A 25890-nucleotide genomic window follows, 5' to 3' on the forward strand; every position below is an offset into this window, starting at 1 on the left:
AACTTTATTGTTCCAAAACACTTGAGATATCTTTTGCTGCCGCTTTGATCTTAGCTCGCAACCACTTGTGGCTTGGTTCGTTAGTGCGGCTTGGGTGCCAAATCATACACATGTCGAGGTCTTCCAATTCGAAGGGTAAAGGCAGTGTTTTAACGTCGTACTTTTCAGAAAAACAATGCACCGATGAAATAGGAAGCATACCGATAGCATCCGATCCCTCAATCACAGGCAGCATCTCAACAACACCCGCAGCACGATAGATTATTTTGCGTTTTTCAAGGTCACTATAATGCTCTGAGCTCAATAAGCTTTTACGTGCATGCCAACGAGAAACAACCACATGTTCAAGCGATAGAAACTGCTCCATATCGATAGTATCTTCAATCGCGGGATGATCTTTACGACACACAACCACCAGTTCTTCTCTAGAAATCACCTCATGCTTAAGCATGGTTCTTCCTTTTGGCGTCATATCAATAATAACGTCGTGTCTTTGAAGCCTTAAATCTGATTCATAGTCTTCAGTAAATAGGGGATGAACTTCCAATGCGATACCAGGTGCGACTTGGCTAATCAACTGCATAACTCTTGGCATCATTTCGTAGCTTGCCGGTGACACACAGGCAATGGAAAACACGCGACCAGAAGTTTTCGGATCGAAATCTCTTGATGCCGATAAAGTAGAAGTGAAATTCTTAAGTGCTGCAGCCATTGCTGGATAGATATCAATCGCGAATGTGGTTGGCTCTACGCCTGATGTGGTGCGGTGAAACAGTGGCTCGTCGTAAATATCTCTCAACCTTGCAAGTGCTTTACTCACAGCCGGTTGACTTATATCCATGCGATTAGCAGCTCTAGATAAGTTCTGCTCTTCATAGATAGCGACAAAAATAGGAATTAAATTTAGTTCGGTACTTTTCATACAGTTCCATATTAAAGAGGCAGGTTCTCCATAGTAGAGAACCTGCCGATGATGTTCGATGCGAATAACTAAAGTTTGCTACTTAGTTCTATTTTTTAAGTCTGGCAAGGCTTTAGGGATTTTCAAGCGAGCAGCAATTGAACGAGATTTGTTCGGGTTTGCATTGTTATTGGATAAGTGACGTAAGCCTTTCCATAAACGCGTAAATACATTTTTATCCTCGCGTCCTTGTTGAAGCGCTTCGCTATCTTCCATCCAACGCTTTTGGACATTCAATTTACCAAGTTGCGCTTTATCCAGTTTCGCTTTGGCCAATTCAAGTTGAGAGGTTTCATTTCGTAATTGACGATAGATAAAGGTTCTTAGTGCAGCCCAATTATTTTGCTTAAGTAGGCGACGTAATACCAGCCAACTTGGTGTGGGGCGGTTTGTGTAATAACGTTTAACAGCAACAATGAACACAACACAAACGATCAGAACCAAACCAGCAGTAATAAATACAGGCATGTAAGCCTTGATGAAAGATTGGACTGTGTGTCTAGCCTCAAATACATCCCCTTTTATCACCACGTTTTCAAGACGTTGATTTTTGCTGTCCCACCACTGAAATGAGAAATCCGGCAACGTAAACTCACCACCTTGTTGAATGACATACACCGTTTCTTCAACTCGGCTTGAACGGTAATCACCACGCTCTTGTGTATCGTCTAAACGATTAGGCTGTGGGTAAGCTTGATACTGTTGTGTGGATTCATTACTCAACACATCTGGAAGTAACACAGACAAGCTGTCTTTCGCTTTTATCGTCACCGTTCGAGTAATCGCGTCGCCGACTTTTAAATCTTCATTCGAACGTTGCCATTGCTGATCTACATCCACGTCTGTTGCCGAAAACCACGGTGTTTCATTATCCAGTAAACCTGACGGCAACGAGGCTTCAAACTTAATCGGCTGTGTGTAAAGCGTGCCGCCAACGTTCGAACCATCTGGCGCAGACACTTGAACACGTACCGGCACTGTAGGAATCACAAACTCGCCAGAAGCCATCGGATAAAGTGTCACTTCCCAACGCTGACGCGACCATGTAGTGCCACCGACTCGTTCCGTGTAGTTAGTCGCGAGTTGGTTACGCTGTTTGGCAATCACATTAGGGATTTCGATACTACCGATTCGAGTACCACCTGTTAGCCAACGTGGCGTCGCAACCTCAATCGTCAAGATCACTTGCTCATTAACGCTCACTTTCGCCGGCGTAATCTTCTCTCCTGATTTCGGCTTTTCCCCTATCCAAGCGATCAATTCAACGTCACCGCTTTTTTGGAGATCGAAGATGTCGGCAGCAGAAGCAACGGCAGAAAAAATGCAACTCAACATGAGAGTCATCGACAGTAACCACGTAGGGGTGGTGAATCGGACTCTCTTTGCCTGAGTGACCTCAAGAGCTAAATCGTATCGACTCATTGTGTTTGCTCCTGTTTTGATACCTGTTCTGGCGTCTGTTCAATCGAAGGGGCAGGTTCTCGTAGCTGAATTTGGAATTTCGACTTCAAGAAGAACTTAGGATCCGCTTCTACTCGTTTTAACCACTTGTCAGCAAGCTCTTGGCTACCCAAAATCTCATTAGCATTAAGCGTTTCTTTGAGCATTAATTCAGCGACTGTTTCTTCTTCAGCACCATCACCGGTTCGTGGCTGATCGTCTTCAAGCTCCAAAGATTCCTCAGGGCCATCTGTTGTCCCTGACTGGCTTTCACTGGTTCGATTTACCTCTTCAACAATCCCACTAAGCACGGCGAGATTGTTATCGACATCCGTTCGCAGCTCTGCTGACAGGTCCTCTTTCTCACTTAATGATTTCAAAAGATCTCTCGCTGCCAGGTATTCACGTTGTCGGGCTAACGCGCTCGCTGCATTGTATAAACCAAGGTCAGTTTTAACTTGTAAGAATGCGCTATGAGCTAACTTAAATTCACTGGCGTAGTAGTAAGCCGCTCCTTTTCGCATCGGATCCCTGAAATGTTTCGCCGCTTGAAGGTATTCCTTTTGGTTCAACAGGCGTTGACCTTGTTGGTCAGGCGTTAGCCATAAGTCCCACCACCATTGGGCTGTTTTATCCCAAGCGGTAAGTGACTCCACCACAACCGGTTTCTCAGCGGTTAAGTTGACGGTTTTCGCCCAAGTGCTTGGCGAGTAAATGCTCCCCGAAATCATCAGGCCAACGACACACCACTGTACCAGCCACCCTTTTCTGAACCATAACAACATGATGATCGCCATTGGAATCAGCAAGCCATAACCCATGTCTTTCCATGGCATAGAGGATTCACCGTTAAGTTGCATGTTTCTTTCAACAGCTTGATTCAGTTGTTGTATGTCCGAATCATCAACGGTCACCTCAATCACTCGACCACCAGTCTTATTCGCTAAATTGCGCAATGAATCTAGATCGACTGGGTTATCACTCACAACATCGCTATTACCGGCAGCCAAAATCAACAACTGATAGGGGTTTTCGTTGAAGAACGTTTCAAAAGCTCGTGTCGTGCTTGGGTTCACACCATCTGATACCAGCAACACCGACGAGCCCAATTCACCAGACAGTTGCTGATTTATGAGTGGCAACGCTTCTTCCGCTGACTTACCGGAAACCGGCATGATGTCAGGTGTAATCGCCGCAAGAAACGGTTCGAACACCTTGCTGTCTTGAGTCACAGGCATCGCCACGTGTGCGCTGCCTGCATAAACCACTAACCCTGTGTTACCGCCCTTGCGAGCTCCCAATAAGTCTCTAATTTTCTGCTTAGATCGTTCCAAGCGACTTGGTGGTAAGTCTTTGGAAAGCATAGATTCACTGTTATCAAGCACCACTAACATCGACGCTTTATCTTCACCAAAAGGCGATGCCTCACGTTGCCATGTTGGGCCCGAGCAGATAAGGATGGCGATGGTCACAATCACAACTAACAGCTTCAACGGTAACTGTTTGCGCCAACCTGTTTCACCAATGGTCAAAGCATCACGTAAATGGGCAGGTAGAATGTCTTTCCACGTAGGTTTGGTCTCTTCTCTCCAGCGAACCCACAGTAGGAAAAACATAGGAACAAAGGCCAGCAACCAGAATGGTCGGATAAAATGAAATTGGGTAAAGAACTGTTGGATTGTGAGAGAATCAAGCATCGTCCTCTCCTTTCAATTTCTTAGTTGTAGAGGCTAAAAGCGATTTTCGGCGTATCGTTGCTAAGCTGAACGCAGTCAAATACATCACTACGACAATCGCCATCAAGTAATGGTGCAGACCCTGTTTAGGACGATAAGTGGTGCTTTCATACAATTGAGGTTCTAACTCACCAATCTGAGCGTAAGCTTTGGTCAATTCGTCGCGGTTAAGCGCTTCAAAGGCTTCGCCTCCAGACTCTTTAGCCACACGTTTGATGGTGTCCATATCCAGAGCAACCTCTCCAACCGTTTGCGGGTCTCCCATCGCAATCACGTGGATACGAACGCCTTTAGCCTTTGCGACTTTGGCTGCATCGATAGGCTCAACAAAGCTTCCTGTATCGTTACCATCAGTCAATACGATCACGACTTTCTCTTTTTCATTAGTGTCGACGCTTGAATCTTTAACTGCGGCACTTTGCTTTTCACTTTGTTCAAACACCTTGATAGCAAGCCCAATGGCATCGCCTAAGTGGGTACTTTGTCCAGCCATCGCAACATCGGTTTGATTAAGAAGTTCCAGCCATACATCTTGGTCTGCAGTAAATGGCGTCTGCACAAACGCAGCATCACCAAACAAGATCAAACCGAGTCGGTCGCCTTTTCTGGTTTTTGCAAAGTCAGCTAACACTTCCTTGGTCGCATCTAAGCGAGAGATTTTATCGCCTTGCTTAGATGTGAAATCTTGCTCCGCCATCGAGCCGGACAAATCGACCACTACCATCACATCACGACCTAATTGTTCGCGAACCTGTGGCTCACCAAGAATGGTTGGTTTCGCTAACGCACACACGACCAATACCCAAGTAATAATGAGCGTCGTTCGTTGCCACCAACTGGGTGTTAACTGGCTTGCACCCTCTGATGGCGCTTCACCAATCGCGTCAACCAGCTCGCGGAAAAATGGCACCTTGATAGCCATTTGCTTGGTTCGATATGCAGGTACAACAAAGTAGACTAAAAACGGCAGAGGTAATGCGATAAACCACAGAGGGTGCGCAAATTCGAAGCTAGCAGATAGAACATCAAACATTGTCTTGCCCCTCAAGCGTCACCTGTACATCTGGTTTGTGGAGTTTTAACCACATCATCGCGGTTTGAATTACGTCTAAACGTTGTTCAAAGGTCAAACGCACATTCGGGTCTATTAAGCTCTGCATCCATAAGTTCGAAATGTCGTCAGGAAAATAGCCTCGGCGATCTGAAATCGCTTTACCCTTGATTGGTAAATAAGCATTCAAACGCTTCACGTAAGCTTCTCCAAACAGTTTTGCATTGCTGCTGTCTAGGTAACGAAGCACGACTTTGAGGACTTTAAAGGTTCGCTCGGTTGAGTTCTTGTCTCTGGCGTCCAGAAGGGTTAACGCCTTGAGTGCCTCTTGGCGATAACGGTTATTCCACCATCTTAACACCAAGCGATAAGCCAAATAGATAGCAACCAACAGCAAAGCGACACCGAGGATCTTCCAACCAATAGTTTGCGGCATCCAGCTTACGCTATCGGGAATCGCGACATCATGCAGGTCGCGAAGGATATAAGTACTTGGAGGCGTATGTTCAACAGACATCTAACGACCTCCCACCAGCTTTTGAAGCTGCGATATGTGATTGCCAGACGTGTCTAATTCGATATAAGGGAGGTTTTTCATCGCCATCAATTGAGCAAGAGACTGTTTCTGAAGTGCCGCTTTTTGGGCGAGGCTTTCACTCGCTAGGTTAACCTTAGATTGGCTATCTAGATTAAGTTGAAAGCGACCATCACCGACCACCCAATTTGCGCTTGCGAGATCTTGAGGTAACGACTGTTCTAAAGGATCCGTCACCATAATGGCTAAGATATCGTTGTGTTGTTGCAGTTGTTTTAGATGGTCGAGATGCTGCTCTTGGCAATCTCGCCAGTCACTAATAAAAATTAAGGTTGATTGCTTCAGCCTCATGCGCTTAAGCAATTCAATCCACTGACTAAAACCAACACCTTCACTGTCACTCACACTAACACCTAAACTCTGATTGGCTTTGGTAAGGTGCTTGAGCTGAGCCAGTAAATCCGATTGAGAACGTTGCGCTTTAGTATGGAACAGTTTTTGGTGTGAGGCTAAAACAAAGCCGACACGGTCACCATCTTTCAGCACGCGCCACCCACACAATGCGGCAACTTCGGCCGCGACAACAGATTTCATGGTATTTTGAGAAGCAAAGAACATAGAACTGCGTTGATCGACACAGATCATCACATTACGGTCTTTCTCTTCGGTATAGCTGCGAACGTGAGGTTTACCTGTTCGCATGGTCACTTTCCAATCGAGGTTACGAATATCATCACCAAGTTGGTAATGACGTAACTCCTCAAAATTCAAACCTCGACCTCGGAACAATGAGTTGTGTCTACCCGAAAGCACACTGCCCGCCTTTAGGTGAGGCAATAGAGAAAACGACTCTGCTTGAGCCTGAATTCGCACCAGTCTTGAATAATCACAGTAAAGCCTAGGATCAAGGCCTTGCGATTTGGGAGCTTGTATTGGCTTCGCCATAACGCCCCCTAATTATCCGATCTCAACATTATCAAGCAGTTCTTCAACCACTCTTTGATGGTCGACACCATCGGCCAATGCGTCATAAGACAACGAGAATCGATGTCCTAATACGGTCGGTAGCATGGCACGAACATCGTCTAACGTGACATGGTCACGCCCTTGAAGCCATGCATAAGCGCGAGCACATTTGTCCAATGCGATAGACGCACGCGGGCTCGAGCCAATCTCTATCCACTTCGATAGATTTGATTCTGGGTAACGTTCGGGTTTACGTGTCGCCATAACCAACGCCACAATGTAGTTCTCAACTAAATCGGAAACGGCAATTTCTGGAAGCTGGCGGCGCGCTTCAAGGACCAACTCAGGCTCAATGTGTTGCGGTGTCACTAATTCTGAACTGGTTTCGCTGCCCAGCTCTTCACTGCGAACCAGTCGAATGATATCGCGTTCAGCTTCATCTTCTGGATAGTCGACCGTCACTTTCATAATGAAACGGTCCATTTGTGCTTCAGGAAGTGGATACGTACCTTCTTGCTCAACTGGGTTTTGAGTTGCTAGTACCATGAATAGATCAGGCAAAATATGCGTTTGACCACCCACCGTAATCGTCCCTTCCGCCATTGCCTCAAGCAGAGCCGCTTGTACCTTTGCAGGAGCACGGTTCACTTCATCGGCTAAAACAATGCTATTGAAAATCGGACCCGGTTGAAAATGCAGTTGAGGTTTACCATCCAGCTCTTGATACACTTCAGTACCCGTTACATCTGATGGCAACAAGTCTGGTGTAAACTGAATTCGACCAAAGCTAGTGTTCAGTAGGTTCGCGAGCGATTTCACTGAACGAGTTTTCGCCGTACCCGGAAGCCCTTCTAAAAGTACATGGCCATTAGTCAATAACCCTATTACCAGAGCCCGAACGACGTGGCTCTGACCGATAACACTTTTCTCTGTTTGTTCAATCAGTTGGTTTATTGCTTGTTGCGCATGGTTCATAGGTCTTCCCTTAATTCAATCTGGCTGCGTACATCCTACTCACAAACCCCATAACTATTAGTTATAAGCACCATAAATTTATAAGCGTATCGCCACGTTGATCATGGCGCTCTATTTCAGCCTAACTTGTTGCTCGATAAGTGCTTTCTACTTGCTAAGTACTTTTGCTTTCAACTGCTGAATTGCCTCCGGAGGTGCTACTTTGCTCAATGATGAAATACATTGCTCAAACGCCTTTGGTACACCCGGTTTATGACTGTTTCGCGCTAACACTTCACATTGGGCATACAGATGCTGTGGGCTGCGACTAAATTGGTAAGCCTTGTTCAATGATTTACTTGCAGCAAGCACATCAGACTTCTCCAAAGCCAACCCATACACATACCAATATTGAGGGTCGGTTTGTGCAGTTTCCGCCGCTTGTTTAAGGTACTCGGTCGCTTGTTCGTAATCTTTCACACGAAGCAGAGCTAACCCTGCGCTGTAAGGCAATACACTTGATTTCGGCTGAGCTTCAATACCTTGCTTCAATGTCGACAGCGCTTTTGATTCGTTACCTTGCGCTCGATACAAATCCGCCAAGTTGGCGTAACTGTTTTCAAAATAAGGTTCGATTTCGATAGCCCCCAAATAGAAATCTATCGCTTTTTGATATTGGCCTAAATCTCGGTAAACGTTACCTAGGTTAGTGCGACCAAACCCTCTGTCGGCATTGAACTGTTGTATCTCTATGTACTCTTCCAATGCTGGCTTGATTTGGTCTTTCTGCAGAGGATTCATTTCCCCCCAATAGCGCACCAATGCACCTGCAGTTTCGGAGCGAATCGACAATACAGGATCTTTCAGTAGTGGCTCTAGAATCTGCCAACGATCAGTAAATGGGAAACCGGAAGAGCCTTGCACCACACCCAAGCGGATCATTTCGTCATCGTGTTTCACCGCTCTTGCTAATGAGATGAGCGTGTTCTTCCCCGTATTACCACCCAAACGTTCTAAGCTCGATGCGCGAATGATATTACTTAAGCTTGAATCCTGAGCTGAATACGCCAAAGCATCTTCTGCACCTCTGTGCCCTATTGAATCTGCATAAAAGGCAATGGCAAAGTGCTGCTGGTTGCGATACTTAGAGTCAGGGAACCACTCACCAATTTGCTTATCGGCCCATTGATCAGTTTGATCTTCATGACAGCTCGTACACACGTTCGGTGTTTTAATGTGTTGGCTAATATCAGGGCGTGGGATATGCCAGCTGTGGTCACGCCTTGGGTCAACCTCCATGTAAGTTGTCTCTGGCATGTGACAAGTCGTACACTGTGAAGCTTCGGTATTCGCTTCATGGAAGGTGTGCTTTTCAGGCGTGTATTCAGAAGCAATGTGACATTGACTACACACAGCTTCTTCGGCAATTTTCAGTTCTGCAGTATGGGGATCATGGCAGTTAGTACAAGTGACGCCTTTCTCTGCCATCACTGATTGCAAAAAGGATCCATAAACGTAATCTTCATCGTAGATTTGACCATCATTATGATAAAGCTCAGGAGTAATTAAGCTCAGGCGATACTTATCAAAGAATGATCCGTTAACGTGGTCTCCCGTTTCATTTAACTGAGTACGTCGGCTGTGGCATTGACCACAGGTTTGAACTTGATTGGTATGAATGATGTCTTTGGGTTGCAGGGTTGAGTTACCCTCTTGGTAGATCCACTCTTTCACCGACTTCGACAAGTCGCGATCAAACCCATAATGCGCCGAGACTTGAGCACCCTTTCCGCCGTTGGCTTTTGCTGGCTGATCTTTGGTAAATTGAGCTTCGGCTAACTGAGCTTGCTTAACATGCTCGCTTGCAGGGCCATGACACGCCTCACAACCAACATTAATCTCAGACCAAGTAGTGTTATAGGTGTTGCTGGCACTGTCGTAATTCTTTTCTAAATTTGTCGAATGGCAATCGGCACACATGAAGTTCCAATTCTGCCCACTGTTAGTCCAGTAAAACTCATCGGTGTTGGTGGTATCCGGATAGAGGTGAAACCAGCGTTGACCGCCTTCACCTTCAGTGCGAGAGTCCCAAGCGAAAGGAATCAACTGTACACGGCCGTCTTCAAACTCAACCATGTATTGTTGCAGTGGCTCGAAAGCAAAGGTATAGCTAATTTTGTAATCTTTAAACTGTCCGTCTGGCCCTTCGATATTGACCCAGAACTCTTTACCGTTGCGAAAAAATCGGTTGGGTTTCCCGTTATGGGTGACCGTTTGATCGTTGAAATCGCCTAGTACGGATTCATCTGTCGCGTGCTTCATCGCCATATCATGATGAGAGCCCTGCCACGCTTTGACTTCTTCGCTATGACAATCAACGCATGCTTCCGAGCCGACATACGTGGGTTTGGAATTTGCGTACACATTGAAACTGAGAAGTAACAGAATAAGTGGAGACAAGATTACGGATAATACTGCGACTCTCTGGTGTTTCAATCCGTTCACTAGCGAGCACAACCATGCAGACATAACATTCCTTGTTTTTATACATCCTTATGCTTAATAAGGTAGACGTAAAAACAACGGATTTACAATTATTTAGTGGCAGTTAGCTCGATAGTTGTGACTCATATTCACGACCGGGATCTACTCATCGGTATGCGCATAAAAAAAGAGCTCCGAAGAGCTCTTTCTAGTTGTCAGTTTCATTAAGCTATTATTTCATCGAGCCAGAGCTTACTTATTATGGTTCTCTTGAAGCTTCTCCATAACCTGATCCAAGCTAAAGCTGGCTGCTTTTTGACGTGGTGGGTATTCAGCAAACGTTTCTAAGAATTTGCCAACATACGCCTGAGCAGGAACGAACATATAAGCATGGTCTAACAACCAGTCGTAGTAGGTGTTCGATGTAATGTCTGCGTTTTCGTATGGATCCATACGTAGGTTAAACAGCTTAGGAAGACGTAACGTCACGAACGGTTCTGACCAAATCTGCATGGTACCCGTTGCACGTTGCTCCATGAACACCGCTTTCCATTGGTTATAACGAAGCGCCGCTAAATCACCATCATCGGTAAAGTAGAAGACCTCATGACGACGACCTTTTTCTTCTTCACCGGTTAGGTAAGGAAGGAAGTTGTAACCATCTAGGTGAACCTTAAACGTTTTATCACCCGCTGTATGACCTTTCAGCAATTTCTCTTTGATTTGGTCATCACCAGCAGCCGCAACGAAGGTTGGCATCCAGTCCATATGGTGCATGATTTCATTAGAGATACTGCCCGGTTCAATCTTACCAGGCCAACGAACCATTGCTGGTACACGGTATGCGCCTTCCCAGTTGGTGTTCTTCTCACCGCGGAACGGAGTTGTACCTGCATCAGGCCAAGAGTTCATGTGTGGGCCGTTATCCGTTGAGTAGAAAACGATGGTGTTGTCTTTGATACCCAACTCGTCGACTTGTTTTAGTAACTGACCCACGTGTCTATCATGTTCTACCATGCCGTCAGCGTAGTTACCGACGCCAGTCACACCTTTACTGTCGGCTTTCACGTGTGTTCTAAAGTGCATGCGTGTTGCGTTCCACCAAACGAAGAATGGTTTGTCCGCTTTCACTGCGCGGTCCATAAAATCGAGTGCCGCATCTAGCGTTTCTTCATCGACCGTTTCCATACGCTTGCGCGTTAGTGGACCGGTATCTTCAATCTTGCCATCAGCAAATGACTTAATTACACCACGTGGGCCGAATTTCTTACGGAACTCTGGGTCAGTTGGGTAATCTTCATTTTCTGGTTCTTCTTCAGCATTTAGGTGGTAAAGGTTGCCAAAAAATTCGTCAAACCCGTGTGCTGTAGGAAGGAATTCATCTTTATCACCAAGGTGGTTTTTACCAAATTGGCCAGTCATGTAACCCATAGGCTTCAATAGTTCTGCAATTGTCGCATCTTCTGCCTGCAAGCCGATGTCTGCGCCCGGCAAGCCCACTTTACTCAAGCCTGTTCTCAGTACACTTTGGCCTGTAATGAAAGTAGAGCGACCTGCGGTACAAGATTGCTCTGCGTAATAATCAGTAAACATCATGCCTTCTTTGGCGATGCTATCAATGTTTGGAGTTTGATACCCCATTAAGCCAAAGGTGTACGCACTGACATTAGATTGACCAATGTCGTCACCCCAAATGACGAGAATATTCGGTTTTTCTGCTGCGAATGTGGTGGTGGAAGCCGCCATCATCGCTGTGCCCAAAATCGCTAATCGACGTTTGACGCCATATTTCGCTGTCATAGAAACCTCTTCGTAAGTTATTTGCATCCTGCCCTACAACGTATAGTTCATTTTTTGAGCATGCGCGAGATTCCCTAAACTATTAATCTTTTTGTCATTTTTATTGAGATATGGACACAGAAATCATCGATAAGGTTTACGACAACAAACATGATAAGGATCACACATACAAACTAAGGATATATTCAACGAACCCGTTGGAAATGATATTAATCAATGGGTTAACTGATCATCATAACGATTGGTTATAAGCACTATAAAAGGACGAAGCGGAATTTTGGGAATAACATTTGTTCATCGATGTGTTGTTCTAACGCATTAATCTTAAAAGTAAATCGGAGTCCTTATGGGTACTAAAATTAATAAACTAGCATTAGGTGTTGGCTTATTAGCAGCTTCTTCAGCAGCAACAGCAGCAGAAAAACCAAACATTCTTGCTATCTGGGGTGATGACATTGGTGTATTCAACATCAGTGCATACAACAACGGTATGATGGGTTACGAAACGCCTAACATCGACCGTATTGCTAACGAAGGCGCACTATTTACTGACCACTACGGTCAACAATCGTGTACTGCTGGTCGTGCTGCATTCCTAACAGGTCAAGAACCTTTCCGTACAGGTCTACTGACTATCGGCATGCCAGGTTCTGACCACGGTATCCCAGATTGGGCTCCAACTATCGCAGACCTTCTTAAAGAACAAGGCTACATGACAGCTCAGTTCGGTAAGAACCACATGGGTGACCAAGACAAACACCTTCCAACGAACCACGGTTTTGACCAGTTCTTCGGTAACCTATACCACCTAAACGCAGAAGAAGAGCCAGAAACATACTACTACCCTAAAGATCCTGAGTTTCGTAAGAACTTTGGTCCTCGTGGTGTAATCAAGTCGACTTCTGACGGTAAGATTGAAGATACAGGCCCTATGACGCGTAAGCGTATGGAGCACGCGGATGAAGAGTTCCTTGAAGAATCTCTAGCATTCATGGAAAAAGCGGTGAAAGCGGATAAACCATTCTTCATCTGGCACAACACTACACGTATGCACGTGTGGACTCGTCTACAAGAAAAATACCAAGGTAAATCTGGTATCAGCATCTACGCAGACGGCATGTTAGAGCACGATGACCAAGTTGGTGTGCTTCTAGACAAGCTTGATGAGCTTAAAATTGCAGACAACACTATCGTAATCTATTCAACAGATAACGGTGCAGAGACAGTATCTTGGCCTGATGGTGGTGCAACTTACTTCCACGGTGAGAAAGGTACTACTTACGAAGGCGGTATGCGTGTTCCTCAGCTAGTTCGCTGGCCTGGTACTATCAAACCGGGAACTAAGATCAACGATATCATGGGTCACCAAGACTGGATCCCTACTCTACTAGCTGCGGCTGGTGATGACAAAGTGGTTGAGAAGCTAGCGTCTGATAAAGGTGCAACTTACAACGGTAAAAACTGGCGTGTACACCTAGATGGTTACAACTTCCTACCTTACTTCCAAGGTAAAGAAGAGAAAGGCCCTCGTGATAGCCTGCTTTACTTCTCTGCGAACGCTGAGCTAAACGCTGTACGTTGGAATGACTTCAAGATCTCATTCGCTGTAATGGACGGTAACATTGTTGATGCTGTGCGTTTCCAACCAAACTGGCCTCAAGTTGTTCACCTACGTGCAGACCCATTCGAAAAAGCACCACACGAATCTGGCATGTACCTACGTTGGATGGCAGACAACATGTGGTTATTCGTACCAGTTGGCGGCCAAGTACAAGAGTTCATGAACACGCTACCTGATTACCCAATGCAGCAAAGCCAAGTATTGAACCCAGGTAACTTCAACCAAAATGCTTACATGCTTCAAGGTAAACTTAAGCAGCTAGAAGCGGCAGCAGCGCAAGCTAAATAAACCGCTCTAGACCATGTATTGAACTGAGGTTTATAGTTAATACATAAGCCAATACCAAAGCCGCAGTAACTCACTAGAGTGACTGCGGCTTTTTTCATTTAATTCGATTTCTCTTGGTTTAACTTCATTCAATTCTAATTCAGATCTGCTCTTCAGTCCCCGTGCGATAACCGCCTAAGCAATTTAATTTCCTACCACTTGTCTTGCAACATCAACCATGCGCAACTAGGTTTATAAATAACACCTATCACTGAAACGTGAAATGAAGGTGGTTTCAGAGGGATTCTGACTTGCCAAAATTATCTATTTAGACGGAACTAATGCTATGAAAACGCCATATTTAGCAGTAATAAGTATAACTGTCATTTGCGTTTCAATAAGCCTATTGGTTTATGATGCCGTCTCTTTAAAGATGCACGCTTCATCTGAACACCCAAAACAGCACTCTCATGAAAGCGACCACGGTGATTCTCACTCAATAGCCCACAACTCAAACACAAATGCACAAGACACTCAACCGACGGCACTTTCAGATCAGTTAATCTTTCCGATTCCAGACTCTCCCGAGATAAATCATGAGCTTGCTAAAATCGGCTGGGTACTGTTTAAAGATCCTAATCTATCCTCTAATCGAAGCGTCAGTTGCGAAAGCTGTCACAGCTTACAAACGAATGGCGCTGAGGTGATTCCGGTGTCTATTGGCGTAAACGGTGCGGGGATGAGAAATTCACTCACCGTTTTTAATGCCGTCTTTAACTATCGGTTTTTCTGGGATGGCCGGGTAAATAACCTCGGTGATCAAATTGATGGCCCAGTGCACAACGTCGATGAAATGGATTCAAACTGGCAGCATATTACTGATTACGTCTCTCAATCGGATACATACATCAGCTTATTTAAAGAGCAATCAATAGCTATTGACGAAGCTTCCATTAAGGCTGCGCTGATTGAATTTATGCAAGGTTTAACGACACCAAACGCCCCTTTCGACCGTTATTTACAGGGGGACAGTAAGGCTCTTTCTGAAACGGCCGAACGAGGCTGGAAAACCTTCCAAGATGAAGGCTGCATTCGTTGCCACCAAGGTACCAATATTGGCGGAGGCATGGTCATGCGATTTGGTTATTTTGGGTTATCGAAAACAGGCTCTGAACGCAGTGAAGATCAAGGTCGCTTCATGTTTACCGCTCAGCCACAAGACAAGCACTTGTTTCGCGTTGCTAGCCTAAGAAACGTGGCAATCACCGCACCCTATTTTCATGATGGTCAAACCGCCACTCTCGAAGAAGCGATCAAAATCATGGGGGAAAGCCAACTCGGTAAAACGTTTGAAAAACAGACCATTAACGATATCAAAGTCTTCCTCGAAACTCTCACCGGTCACCGCCCTCAAATGTTAGTGGAGTTTGAAAATGAATAAGATCAGACTCATATTTTTACTGTTTATCTCGCTGTTCATCGGCCTAGTTAGCTTTATCATGTTGACCTACTCCGAGCATGAAAAGGTCACCAAATATGGGGAACCCATTCGAGAGTTAGGCCATGAAGTTCTAGAAATGCGTGATCACATCACCAATGCGGTGCTTGCCGGTATTTCCAACCCTTATCAAATGTCTGCAGATTTGGTTGCTTTAGAAAGAGAGTTACAACAGCTCAGAGAAAGTTATCAAGGCAAAAATATCCACTCTGCGTTCTTTAGTCACTTACCGACAACGCAATTACTGGAGCGCTTTTACGATGCTTCAATGTCGAATGTCGACACATTAGATAACCTCGTAGGGTTAAGTGTGGCTCGCCAGTTTATTTTGCAATCTCTAACTCTACAACTCACAGGCAGTCGTTCAACTAGTACTGAGGTAAACAACGCAAACATTGATATACAAAGCGAGCTGCTTGCCAGTGTCTTGGTTGGGGGAACCGAAATTCAACACTCTGAAGTCAACTCTGAGTTGGCCAGCCTTTACAAAACGTTTACCGAGCTCAATCAACAACAAAGCCAGCTTCTATCTCAAGTACTTTCGGCACATAGCATGGAGTACATAGAACATATTGAACATCAATTTACTGATCTCCAAGACCAACTTAAAGGTGTCATCGTTAAGCTTATTATCGTTTTGGCGTTGCTGACTTTAGTGTTCTCGTTCGCCATGTTTATCTTCAGAGTCTTCGAGCTCAAGAGAAACAACCTCTCTTATCAAGAAGCTGCAGACAAAGCTGAAAAAGCCAGCGAAGCTAAGTCATTGTTCCTCGCAACTATGAGCCACGAATTACGAACTCCTATGAATGGCGTGCTAGGTATCGCCCAAATCATAAAAGAAGACTCACAAAGTGCAGACACGCGCAAACAAGCACAAATCATTATTGATTCAGGACAGCATCTAGTCACCATATTGAATGACATTCTTGATTTTTCTAAGGTCGAACAAGGCAAAATGGAGCTCGAGTACAGTCCATTTTCGGTCACCGACGTGGTGACACACCTTGATAAAACGCTAACGCCTCTCGCATCAGACAAAGGCCTCGCTTTTACCATTAAAGACAACATTCCAACCAATATTCAGCTGATTGGAGATCCTGCGCGTACACGTCAAATCTTATTTAACTTGGCAGGAAATGCGGTCAAATTTACCGAATCAGGCAAAGTCGAAGTGGAATTTTTGATTGCTCCCACAACACCGCCAAGCGTGAAGATCTTGGTGTCGGACACCGGTATTGGCATTGCAGAAGACAAAGTCGATCATATATTCACTGCCTTTGAACAAGCTGAGCTCTCGACAACCCGCAAGTTTGGTGGCACAGGATTGGGGCTGTCTATTGTTAAGCAATTAGTCGAACTGATGGGAGGAACTATTAAGGTGTCCAGTCAGCTTGGTTTGGGTACTCAATTTAGTATCTCTTTGCCTCTAGAAATGCACGAGCTTGAAAAACAAGTGGTCGAGCAAGCGCCAACCAAAACCAATGACACTTTCGATGATTTCTCAGTATTGTTAGTTGAAGACAACAAAATCAACGCGATGGTGATTAGGAAGTTCTGTGAGTCGATAAACTTAACGGTTGAGAACGCCTACGATGGTTTACAGGCCTTGGATAAGTTAGCGTCAAACCGTTATGACCTGATCATAATGGACAATCATATGCCCAACATGAGCGGTATCGAAGCGATTAAAAAAATTCGTAATGAACTCAAGCTGACTACCGTTATTTTTGCGTGTACTGCCGATGTATTCAAAGAAGCACACGATGAATTTATCGTATCAGGGGCAGACTTTGTACTCACCAAGCCATTGCAGAAAAACAGCTTACAAAACGCCATTAATGAGTTTCATGATCAATTTGAGGTTAACCGACACCAATCTGTTCATTCTCGTCAATTAACCGACACGAATAATAGCAATGTCACCATGCTGATTCGTCCACCTAAGAACAAACTGCCTCTTACAGAAGAAGAAATATCTCGTAGTCCGTTATTAGAAGACAATAAGCTAGAAGGCGATAAGCTAGAAGGTAATGAAAAGCTCAAGTGTTTAAACAACTTAGTTAATGAATTAGAAAATGAAATTGATGAACTAATAGCCCTCTTCTCGGATGATAAACCCGATGATCTATCGAAGACTTTAAAAGCCGTTATCGCCATTGCATCTAAACACGAGATGTATGAGGTACTTGAGCTTGCGATCTCTGCAGCGCAAACCACAGAGCAGCACATCATGCCCGAGGCTGAATTGCTTCAACAACTTATTAATCGATTGATGGTCAATAGTCACCAAGCTACTCGATTAATACACAAACTCCACCAGCAGCGAAAAATGGGGTAAAGGAAGGTGTCACATGATATGGAATTTAAACTTACCTAGCACCGGCCCACACTTGTTCTTGGCACTTGGTGCAACCATTATTTTTGTGGTCGACTATCATGTGCCTTTGGGCATAGCCATGGCCGTTCCCTACGTTACGATTGTATTACTCGCAGGAACAACAAAAGAACCAACGTCGGCTGTCATGTGGGCTATCATCTGCACCTTGCTTACCCTAATCGGTTACTACCTATCCGCAACCGGCAGCGAGACCTGGTTCGTCGCCTTTAACCGCGTGATTACCATCTATGCCATTTGGATTTCAGCAATCGTTCCTATATACGTATCTTTAAAAGCGCCTCAAGTATCAGAGGGTGGCGATAATAATGCGGCAACAGAAGATAATCCTCGTCCACGCCCTCATCCGAGTGAAAACCATACAATCAACACGTTCAAGAACTAGGGCGTGTTGACCTTTCGCGGTTAAATTTTGTTCGAGATAAAAGCGTTTTAATCGCGGCGAGGGAGAAGCAGCCTAGTCATTCTAAGCAAATCTCCCTCAACAAAGAGTAAAACGCTTTTAGCCGAACCCTTCGGGCAGTGTTTGCTGGTCATTTCTACTACGTTATCGGCTTCTCATGTAGGCTAGCTACACATCAAAGCCTCTGCCTTGTATAAATACCCAGCAACTCGCTGCAAAAATCAGCTCGAAAGATCAACACGCCCTAGGCTTAGGTTAAGTTTCGGTGAATTTTACCAAATCGAGACAAGGTAACTTGAAATACTTCTTTATGCATGCGAGTGTAGAATGACTCACCTAAACAACTGTATGACTATGAAAAAATTACAATCCATTGCCCTGCTTTCCACAATTATCTCAGCACCACAAGTGTTAGCTGACGTAAAAATTGAAGTTCCTTCTAGCGCTGATGCTCTAGTAGAAGTCTTAGCGGTTAATGAGGCTAAACCTGATCTTGAAGGTGGTTTTTTCTCTTCAAGCAAAACGATAACCGTCCCAGACGGTGTAAACCAAATCGTTTTCCAATATCAGCTTGCTTTTAGCCAAGGCAACGACCGCGAGTTTGTCGATAGTCACGCAATTATTGCTACTTTTGACGCAACAGACACGACATTGACGTTCGACATGCCTAAGTTCCGTAACGTCAACGAAGCGAAAAAAGGCTTTCAGAACCTAGATTGGAAATTAGTTGATGAGAACCAAAATGCAATCAGTGTTAAACAAGACAAACTGACCAAAGATGGTATGCAGATTGGCCGTAAATACCCTCAAGAAGCGAAAGAGTACAACCGTACGGGTGGTATCGCAGCTTTAACTACAGGAACGGCTGTGGGCGCAACCGCTGCCGTTGCTCAACCAGTGACACTACCAGCAAAAATTGATGGTAATGCAGCGAATACAGCTGAAGAAATGTTGTATTTCTGGTATGAAAAAGCCGATGCTGAAACCAAGCAGAAATTCAAAGAATACGTGAACAAGTAACTCTGTTTTCTTATTTTAAAAACACAAGAAGCTGGCACATTGCCAGCTTCTTTTTGTTTTCATCTAGATAATTTTGGATTACACAGGCTAAGCAGACTCAGTCGATAACACTTTGCCATCCACTTTTGTTGGCCATCCCAACGCTGTATACTCTTCAGCCAGTAAATATGCACAACGGCTTGAAACCCTTGTTTTAATCCAGTCACCAAGGCCCAAAACTTTGTATTCCAATACAGCCATTTTCATAACAATTCTATTCCGTTTTAATCTAATTTATAAATATAGAATGAATGTTATAGATCTTCTCTGGCGATGTATGTTCCAAAAAGAACACTGGGCATAATTTTTTTGGCGATATTTATTTGTGACTGAAAACGTTATCATCCAAAGGTTAGATCATGTTGTTAGAGATCTCAGCAACGGGGTCGCGCATCATCAAATTCATTGGTGAGATTCGCTCATACAAACCCTCTACATCGGTGATAAAAACCTTCCCTCTTTGTATCTCGACCAAACCCTGCTGCTCTATCCCTTTAAGCACCTCATTCAATCTGGATCTCGAGATCCCTGTAATCGAACTCAATTGAGTTTGTGAGATATTGATACTCACGGTTGCACCTGCAATATTGTTCTGCCGTGCAGCAAGTTCCAACAAAACGTAAATGGTTTTCTGTTCTTTTTCATGAATCGAAGATAAGTACGCTTGCATCCAAATTGATTGAGCTTTGGTACCACTATGTAGCAACCACTTGAATACTGCGTATTGCTCTTCCGCCAACTCTAACACCTTCTCTGCGGGAAAAAGTACCATAGTGATAGGTTCGATCTCCTCAGCTACAGCAAAGAGGTTATAGTCTGCATGAATAGACAAAGCGCCTATCCAATCTCCCCTTCCAATCACACCACCAGATATGCTTTTCATATTTTCGGCAGAAAAACAGATACCTGCGGAACCGCTTAAAATATAAAAAACGCCAGGTAAGTTTTGAAACTTTTTTGTTATTTCGAGGTGATGAATACCCGCTTTAAAAACGGCAATATCAAGTAAGCTATCGATGAGTTCTTGTGGCAAATCACATGGCCACTCTATTTGATTACCAATGGTTGGGTCTAACAACAGTAATACGCTCCTTTCTCAAAATCCAACACGAGATGTGACAGATACCTTTTAAAATATAGTCTATTCAAATAGACATATTAGATAATTTTTATGCTGACATACAAAAGTAACCTAATGATTTTGCTGATATCGCTCACTTACCTTCGTTAATTCACGTATTCCGTATACGCCTGTATTTAAGCTTATGTAGCATCGCGCTACTGTAGGCGCGTTTATCCACGCCCTAATACTTCGTAGGGTTTGGTTGAACAGACATGAGCAGTTTTATTAACACTTTAATCAAAAATATGCGGGGGTGTTTCTCTTCGGTCAATGGATGAAGTGCCGTGTTTTGTTGATATCTTCGCCAAATCACATTCAATTCATCAAACGTTTTTCCATCTTGCGCTAATACTTTGGATTGAAAGTGCTTAAGCAATATTAGGTAAACCGCCTGTTCATATAACAGCATATCTCTCTGGTATATCGCCTGGGTTAATGTCACCCACCTGTTGTTTCGATGAGTTTGCACATATCGATACAAGATGATTACAACCAAAGCCAGTGCTGTGATGAAGACAACTATCGAGACTAGCAACCCCTTGTACAGCTCAACAAAAGAAGAAAATGTATGCGATACTTCCCAACTTCTCTCTTGTAAAACAAGAGTCTTTTGTTGTTGCGACGTTGAATCCCACCAAAACACTCTAACAGCAGGAAGCGTAACTCGCCCCGCTTTGTTCACTATATAAGTCACTTTCTCTATTCTTTGAGCCTGACGTACCCCCCTTTGCTCATCATCTCGAAACTGAGTTGACTCAGGGTATACCAAAAATTGACTCGTTAAGGTATCAGGAAGTGTTGTGATTTCCGGCAAAAGTGCACTGATGGTGTCATGTGCAGATAACGTAATTTCACGAGTGATCGCGTCGCCTACACTGAGCTGTTCCTCCAAACCCTGTGAACTTTCATTTTGAGAGACAAGCGTCCACTTTTCTTTTAGCCTAGCTTCAGTACCTGTTAACCATTTCTGATCAGACGTCATATTGGTAGAAGGCTTATGAGCATTGAAAGACAAGGCCTTTGTCATCACCAGTCCTTCAACGCTGTTGCTGCCCAGCTTTACGCCAATCTCAAGCGCAACAGGAGGGATTTGATACTCTCCACTCTGTAAAGGGTAAAGCACGATCTCCCAAAGCTGGCTGGAGTAAACCTTCCCATCAATACGCACTGTAGAATTGACGGCAAACGAGCTAATCGGCAACACGACTGCATTATCCACTTCGACGCGGTGTACCTTGGTACCTTTGGTAAACCATGTATCAGTCATCACTTCGATATTAAGAGTAACCTGCTCATGCACGGCAATGTCCGAACTGGCATGACTCAGCCAAGCATTAAGTTTCACATTGTCTTGCTCATAGAGTGAGGCTAACTGCTCGTTATAAACCGTTTCTTGGCTTGGGGCTGAGGGCTGGCTGAAAGCAGAATGACTCGTTAAGCCAATAACCAAACACAAAAGCTGAAATAAACTGGTTAGTTGCATCTTTCTACTTAACTGCATCTTTCCACTCCGTTTGGTTAGCTACCCCTTGTTGATACTGCAATGCAAACTTGGTTGAGATAAAACTCGATAGGTCACTCTGAACTCGCTTCATCCATTTTTCGTTGGCACCTGGATCACTCAAAATTTGTTCAGCGGATAAGACCTCTTGAATCACTTGATCTTTTTCAACTTGTTGTTCAACACCATCAGACCGCTTCGGCTTATCACCATTTTCTCGGCTCACCTCGCGTTCATTGCTCTTCGATTGTTCCTTGGTAAAACTATCAATATAAGCAATCACATCTTCAACAATCTTTAAGTTATGAAGTGCTTCTGAATTGTCGGGGGATTGCTCCAAGATCTCTCGATACAATGACCTTGCCGCAACAAACTCTTTTTGATTCGCCAACGAAGCCGCCGCACCTAATTGACTCTGTAGGGTGTCACTGCGCATGTAGAATTGTTGTGCAACTTCATATTCTCCAGCTTGATAGTAAGCCGTTGCTTTCCAATACTCATTTTCAAAGACTTGTGCCGCTTGTTGGTATTCTTGGTCTTGATAATACAAAGCACCCTGCTGATCTTTTGTTAGCCAAATATCGGCCAACGAAAACTCGGCGGCATACAAGTTCGGACTGTAAACAGCACTATAAAATACCGATGCAACGAAGCACCATTGAACCAACCAACCTTTTCTAAACCACAGTAAATAAGGCACCAAAACCAACCAAACCAAAGGGTAACCTGCATCAAACCAAGGCTCAGCTTGGTCTGCTGAAAGCTCAGCAAAAGACGTGATCTGCCCACTTAAGTCTTGTATATCTTGGTCATCTTGAGTAAAAGCAACGAAGTCGCCATACACAGAGCTGGCTAACTTCGATAAATTCTCAACTTCCATCGGTAACGGGGATGGAACATCTTGATTACCGATGCCATAAATCAGCAGTTGATAACCTTTCTCCTCGAAATAACCTTGGTACTCACGGTAAGCCAGTTGATTAACGGCATCGGTCACCAACAATACCGTCGCATTGTCGGTTTCAGATATCAGTTTACTGATAACAGGCAAAGTATATTCAGCAAACTTACCTTCTCTTGGCATGACTTCGGGTTGAATGGCCTCCAATAGAGGCTTAAACACCGCAATATCTTGCGTCAAAGGCATCGCTAAGTGCGCAGTACCCGAGTAAACGACCAAAGCCGTTTTCCCTTTGCCTTGCAGATCGATAAGCTCCGCTATTTTTTGTTTCGCTCTAAACAGACGACTTGGCGCTACATCCTTTTGTAACATTGACTCAGAGACATCCAGCACAACGACTAAAGGCGTAGTGTCTTCAGCAGAAGGCGACGATTGTCGATACCAACTTGGCCCTGCGGCTACCACAACCGAGATGATTCCAATGACACCCAGCAACAGAATAGGAAGATGCTTAATCCGAGACGACTCACCCACTCGCAACGCATCAGACAAGTGCTTCGGTAGGTGCGTGACCCATGAATGTCGCTTCTGGCCCCGACGCCAATTGTTCAGTAATACAGCGAACAATGGCACAATGAGCAATAGCCATTCAGGTCGCAAAAAATGGAAGTTTCCTATCATATTTGTTCCACATTATCAGCCGATGACTTGGTGTAAAGATTCAAGATGGTGCGAACTATCATGAATAACAGGTGATAAACAAATGCGATGAGCAAGGGCGCATAATGAAGGCTTTGCTTAGGTTGGTAGCGGTAACTTTCAAATACACTTGGTTCAAGCTCATTTATCGTGTCGTATACTTTGTCTAGCTCCGTAGGCGACATCGCTAAAAAGCTCCGCCCCCCTGTCAACTTAGCAACTGTATCAATCACATCCATATCAATCGCTTGCTCACCCGAAGTATTCGGGCTACCCATCGCAACGAGGTGAATCTTAATGTTGTGTGCAGCGGCCACTTTCGCGGCATCAATCGGCGGTACTAAACTGTCTGTATCATTGCCATCCGTGAGTACAATCATCAGATGATTACGATTAAACAGTTCAACGTTATCGAGATCAGGTTGTTGTCGATTTTCTTCCGGTCGCTTCTCTGACAGAAAGCTTTTGATACCTAAGCCGATCGCATCGCCCAAATGGGTACTTTGCCCGGCCATCGCGGGTTCAGTTTCATCAAGTAGCGCAAGCCATGCCGAATGATCAACGGTGAAAGGTGATTGCAAAAAAGCCGAATCTCCGAACACGATGAGACCTAACCGATCCCCTTCTCTTTTTTGGCTGAACGTATTCAATACCGTTTTTGAAGCCGCTAAACGCGTCACTTGCTCACCCGCGCGATTAGAGAAATCATCCGTTGCCATAGACCCAGATAGATCCAGAACGATCATCACATCCCGCCCGGCCAATTCTCGGGTCTCCTCTGGGCCTAACCAAACGGGTTTTGCTGCGGCAGAGACCACCAATAACCATCCGAGAAGCACAGAAGAACGTTGCCAAATACCCGCTTTTAGTTGATTCGAACCTTTATCTGCACTCAGCCCTAAGCTTGATATCAGTGCATCAAAAAAAGGCACTTTGAGTGCAACTTGTGGAACTTGATGACTTGGGGTAAAAAGGTAAACCAAAATCGGCAATGGCAGTAACAAGAAGACCCAAAGATATTCAAATTCAATCATTTGAAACCCTCGTATGAATTTTTATCCAGACAACAGAACTTGTTCGTATCTCGCTTAATTCTCTATCAGTCCAGTCATAATCCGATGAGGCCTTGTAAATATCATTTTGCCACTGGCTTAATAGTGCGTGATTAAAAATGGGAGTCGGAGAAGAAACAGTGAGAAACTCGCTCCATTCATCACCACTGAGCATCGCAACCTTGCTCTTCGGATAGGAGCAACAAGCCACCTGTTTCAGCACGCTGTTGATTCTGCGTAGTTCTTGTTGTAAGTCTTGTTTATCACCGGTTTCTTGTTTATCAATGGCGTCTTGTTTACTTCTACTGATTGCTTTTACCGCTACGCGACGATATTTGTTCGCTTTGTAGGAATAAAAAAGGCGGAACGACTTCCAAGCCCCCCACACCAAGATCAAAACAAAGACGACTTTCCAACCAACCGTCGATGGAACCCAACTGACGTCAATATCCGCCACAGGATCGATGAAACCTTTGAGTAACACTCGATTATCTGACACGGTAGCCCCCACTCATTTTTTTGACAAAATCAGCAATGTGCTGACCTGAGGTGTCTAACCTAACAACATCAATGCCACCAGCGCTCATCAGCTGATGTAAGTCTTGATATCCTTGTTGTGTCATTTGGTTGTATCGATGAAGTTTCTGGTTTAACGAAGTATCAGCCAAGAGCTGCCACTCACCGTCACTGATATGGATTGGCTGAGAGAATTGAAGCTCAAATTCCATAGCATCATTCACCGCAACGCCCATCAAATCATTATGCTGCTTAAGCCATTTTATCTGCTGAACATCATGTTCTGTCACGTCATTAAAATCACTTATCATCACAATCAAACAGCCTTTCAGCTTTTGCTTAATCAGCTTTGTCAGAGCATCCGATAACCCCGAGCGTACAAGGCTTTTTCCCTTTTCATTTGGATGAGACAGAGCTTGATTCGCCGATGCCAAAGACTGGATAATTCGAGAAACATGAGCCGGGTGACGCTGCGGTTTATACCAGTGCTGCTGATCGTCTGAGAAGATCAACGCGCCTATACGGTCTCCGTCTTTTGAAACTTTCCAAGCGCAGCAAGCAGCGACCTGAGCTGCCACTACCGATTTCATTGTGTCGACCGAAGAAAAAAACATGCTACTGCGCTGATCGATAAGCAAGATCACAGGAAGGTCTTTCTCTTCACTTTGAACTCGAACATAGGGCTCGCGCATTCGTTGTGTCACATTCCAGTCGATGCTGCGAATGTCGTCTCCCATTTGATAATGACGAAACTCTTCAAAGTTAAGCCCTCGACCACGGTAACGAGATAAATGGTTACCCGCTTGTCGAGAACGACTTTTAGTCATTGGCGGCAAAGAGAAACCTGTCGATTTCAATTTCATCGCCATCAGAGATTCAAACGAGCTAACGACTCTTGCGTCATCGAAGGGATTCATAACCAACACTT

The 25890-nt window shown here is 44.5% G+C and carries 21 protein-coding genes; 5 read left to right on the forward strand and 16 right to left on the reverse strand.

Annotation, left to right across the window (positions count from 1 at the left end; genetic code table 11):
- Positions 1 to 4 precede the first annotated feature (4 nt).
- The 9 genes from BCT34_RS16070 to BCT34_RS16110 all read right to left on the reverse strand — a co-directional run bounded on the left by BCT34_RS16070 (position 5) and on the right by BCT34_RS16110 (position 11927).
- Positions 5 to 922, reverse strand: a complete 918-nt coding sequence (locus BCT34_RS16070) for a LysR family transcriptional regulator (protein ID WP_102305862.1) — start codon at positions 920 to 922, stop codon at positions 5 to 7.
- A 78-nt stretch (positions 923 to 1000) separates the two neighbouring features.
- Complete coding sequence (locus BCT34_RS16075; protein WP_076654757.1) at positions 1001 to 2383, reverse strand: BatD family protein; 1383 nt, start codon at positions 2381 to 2383, stop codon at positions 1001 to 1003.
- Positions 2380 to 4098: a VWA domain-containing protein gene (locus BCT34_RS16080; protein WP_076654756.1), complete on the reverse strand. Its 1719-nt coding sequence runs from the start codon at positions 4096 to 4098 to the stop codon at positions 2380 to 2382. Before BCT34_RS16080 ends, BCT34_RS16075 begins: the two co-directional genes overlap by 4 nt.
- Complete coding sequence (locus BCT34_RS16085) at positions 4091 to 5170, reverse strand: VWA domain-containing protein (RefSeq protein WP_076654755.1); 1080 nt, start codon at positions 5168 to 5170, stop codon at positions 4091 to 4093. Before BCT34_RS16085 ends, BCT34_RS16080 begins: the two co-directional genes overlap by 8 nt.
- Positions 5163 to 5705, reverse strand: a complete 543-nt coding sequence (locus BCT34_RS16090) for a DUF4381 domain-containing protein (protein WP_076654754.1) — start codon at positions 5703 to 5705, stop codon at positions 5163 to 5165. The genes BCT34_RS16085 and BCT34_RS16090 overlap by 8 nt, the downstream gene beginning before the upstream one ends.
- Positions 5706 to 6668 carry a DUF58 domain-containing protein gene (locus tag BCT34_RS16095; protein ID WP_076654753.1) on the reverse strand — a complete coding sequence of 321 codons (963 nt, stop codon included), beginning with the start codon at positions 6666 to 6668 and terminating at the stop codon, positions 5706 to 5708.
- A 12-nt stretch (positions 6669 to 6680) separates the two neighbouring features.
- Positions 6681 to 7664, reverse strand: a complete 984-nt coding sequence (locus tag BCT34_RS16100) for a MoxR family ATPase (RefSeq protein ID WP_019825004.1) — start codon at positions 7662 to 7664, stop codon at positions 6681 to 6683.
- A gap of 147 nt (positions 7665 to 7811) precedes the next feature.
- Entirely contained in the window at positions 7812 to 10172 is a 2361-nt protein-coding gene (locus tag BCT34_RS16105; protein WP_076654752.1) for a tetratricopeptide repeat protein, read from the reverse strand.
- 207 nt (positions 10173 to 10379) lie between these two features.
- Positions 10380 to 11927: an arylsulfatase gene (locus tag BCT34_RS16110; protein ID WP_076654751.1), complete on the reverse strand. Its 1548-nt coding sequence runs from the start codon at positions 11925 to 11927 to the stop codon at positions 10380 to 10382.
- 346 nt (positions 11928 to 12273) lie between these two features.
- Between BCT34_RS16110 and BCT34_RS16115 the strand changes: the two genes are divergently transcribed.
- The 5 genes from BCT34_RS16115 (at position 12274) to BCT34_RS16140 (ending at position 19131) form a co-directional block, all read left to right on the forward strand.
- The gene (locus tag BCT34_RS16115; RefSeq protein WP_076654750.1) at positions 12274 to 13836 is read left to right on the forward strand and encodes an arylsulfatase; all 1563 of its coding nucleotides are present in this window, start codon (positions 12274 to 12276) and stop codon (positions 13834 to 13836) included.
- A 325-nt stretch (positions 13837 to 14161) separates the two neighbouring features.
- Positions 14162 to 15256 (forward strand): cytochrome c peroxidase, encoded by a 1095-nt coding sequence (locus tag BCT34_RS16120; RefSeq protein WP_076654749.1) that lies wholly within the window; start codon positions 14162 to 14164, stop codon positions 15254 to 15256.
- Positions 15249 to 17651 (forward strand): ATP-binding protein, encoded by a 2403-nt coding sequence (locus tag BCT34_RS16125; protein ID WP_076654748.1) that lies wholly within the window; start codon positions 15249 to 15251, stop codon positions 17649 to 17651. Before BCT34_RS16120 ends, BCT34_RS16125 begins: the two co-directional genes overlap by 8 nt.
- A gap of 13 nt (positions 17652 to 17664) precedes the next feature.
- Complete coding sequence (locus BCT34_RS16130) at positions 17665 to 18093, forward strand: hypothetical protein (RefSeq protein WP_076654747.1); 429 nt, start codon at positions 17665 to 17667, stop codon at positions 18091 to 18093.
- A gap of 372 nt (positions 18094 to 18465) precedes the next feature.
- The gene (locus tag BCT34_RS16140) at positions 18466 to 19131 is read left to right on the forward strand and encodes a DUF2057 family protein (RefSeq protein WP_076651366.1); all 666 of its coding nucleotides are present in this window, start codon (positions 18466 to 18468) and stop codon (positions 19129 to 19131) included.
- Between the two features lie 87 nt (positions 19132 to 19218).
- On the opposite strand, the gene BCT34_RS24470 is transcribed toward BCT34_RS16140, so the two are convergent.
- The 7 genes from BCT34_RS24470 to BCT34_RS16170 all read right to left on the reverse strand — a co-directional run bounded on the left by BCT34_RS24470 (position 19219) and on the right by BCT34_RS16170 (position 25879).
- Entirely contained in the window at positions 19219 to 19377 is a 159-nt protein-coding gene (locus BCT34_RS24470) for a hypothetical protein (RefSeq protein ID WP_165690285.1), read from the reverse strand.
- A 145-nt stretch (positions 19378 to 19522) separates the two neighbouring features.
- The gene (locus BCT34_RS16145; protein WP_076651335.1) at positions 19523 to 20248 is read right to left on the reverse strand and encodes a Crp/Fnr family transcriptional regulator; all 726 of its coding nucleotides are present in this window, start codon (positions 20246 to 20248) and stop codon (positions 19523 to 19525) included.
- A 226-nt stretch (positions 20249 to 20474) separates the two neighbouring features.
- A complete protein-coding gene (locus BCT34_RS16150; RefSeq protein ID WP_076651336.1) occupies positions 20475 to 21794 on the reverse strand; it encodes a BatD family protein in 1320 nt (439 codons plus the stop codon).
- Entirely contained in the window at positions 21781 to 23376 is a 1596-nt protein-coding gene (locus tag BCT34_RS16155) for a VWA domain-containing protein (RefSeq protein ID WP_076651337.1), read from the reverse strand. The genes BCT34_RS16150 and BCT34_RS16155 overlap by 14 nt, the downstream gene beginning before the upstream one ends.
- Entirely contained in the window at positions 23373 to 24428 is a 1056-nt protein-coding gene (locus tag BCT34_RS16160) for a VWA domain-containing protein (RefSeq protein WP_076651338.1), read from the reverse strand. Before BCT34_RS16160 ends, BCT34_RS16155 begins: the two co-directional genes overlap by 4 nt.
- On the reverse strand, positions 24421 to 24945 hold the full coding sequence (locus BCT34_RS16165; RefSeq protein WP_076651339.1) for a DUF4381 domain-containing protein: 525 nt from the start codon (positions 24943 to 24945) through the stop codon (positions 24421 to 24423). The genes BCT34_RS16160 and BCT34_RS16165 overlap by 8 nt, the downstream gene beginning before the upstream one ends.
- Positions 24935 to 25879, reverse strand: a complete 945-nt coding sequence (locus BCT34_RS16170; protein WP_076651340.1) for a DUF58 domain-containing protein — start codon at positions 25877 to 25879, stop codon at positions 24935 to 24937. The genes BCT34_RS16165 and BCT34_RS16170 overlap by 11 nt, the downstream gene beginning before the upstream one ends.
- Positions 25880 to 25890: the final 11 nt, after the last annotated feature.

It is taken from the genome of Vibrio sp. 10N.261.45.E2, assembly GCF_002875705.1.
In the GTDB taxonomy this organism is placed as follows: domain Bacteria; phylum Pseudomonadota; class Gammaproteobacteria; order Enterobacterales; family Vibrionaceae; genus Vibrio.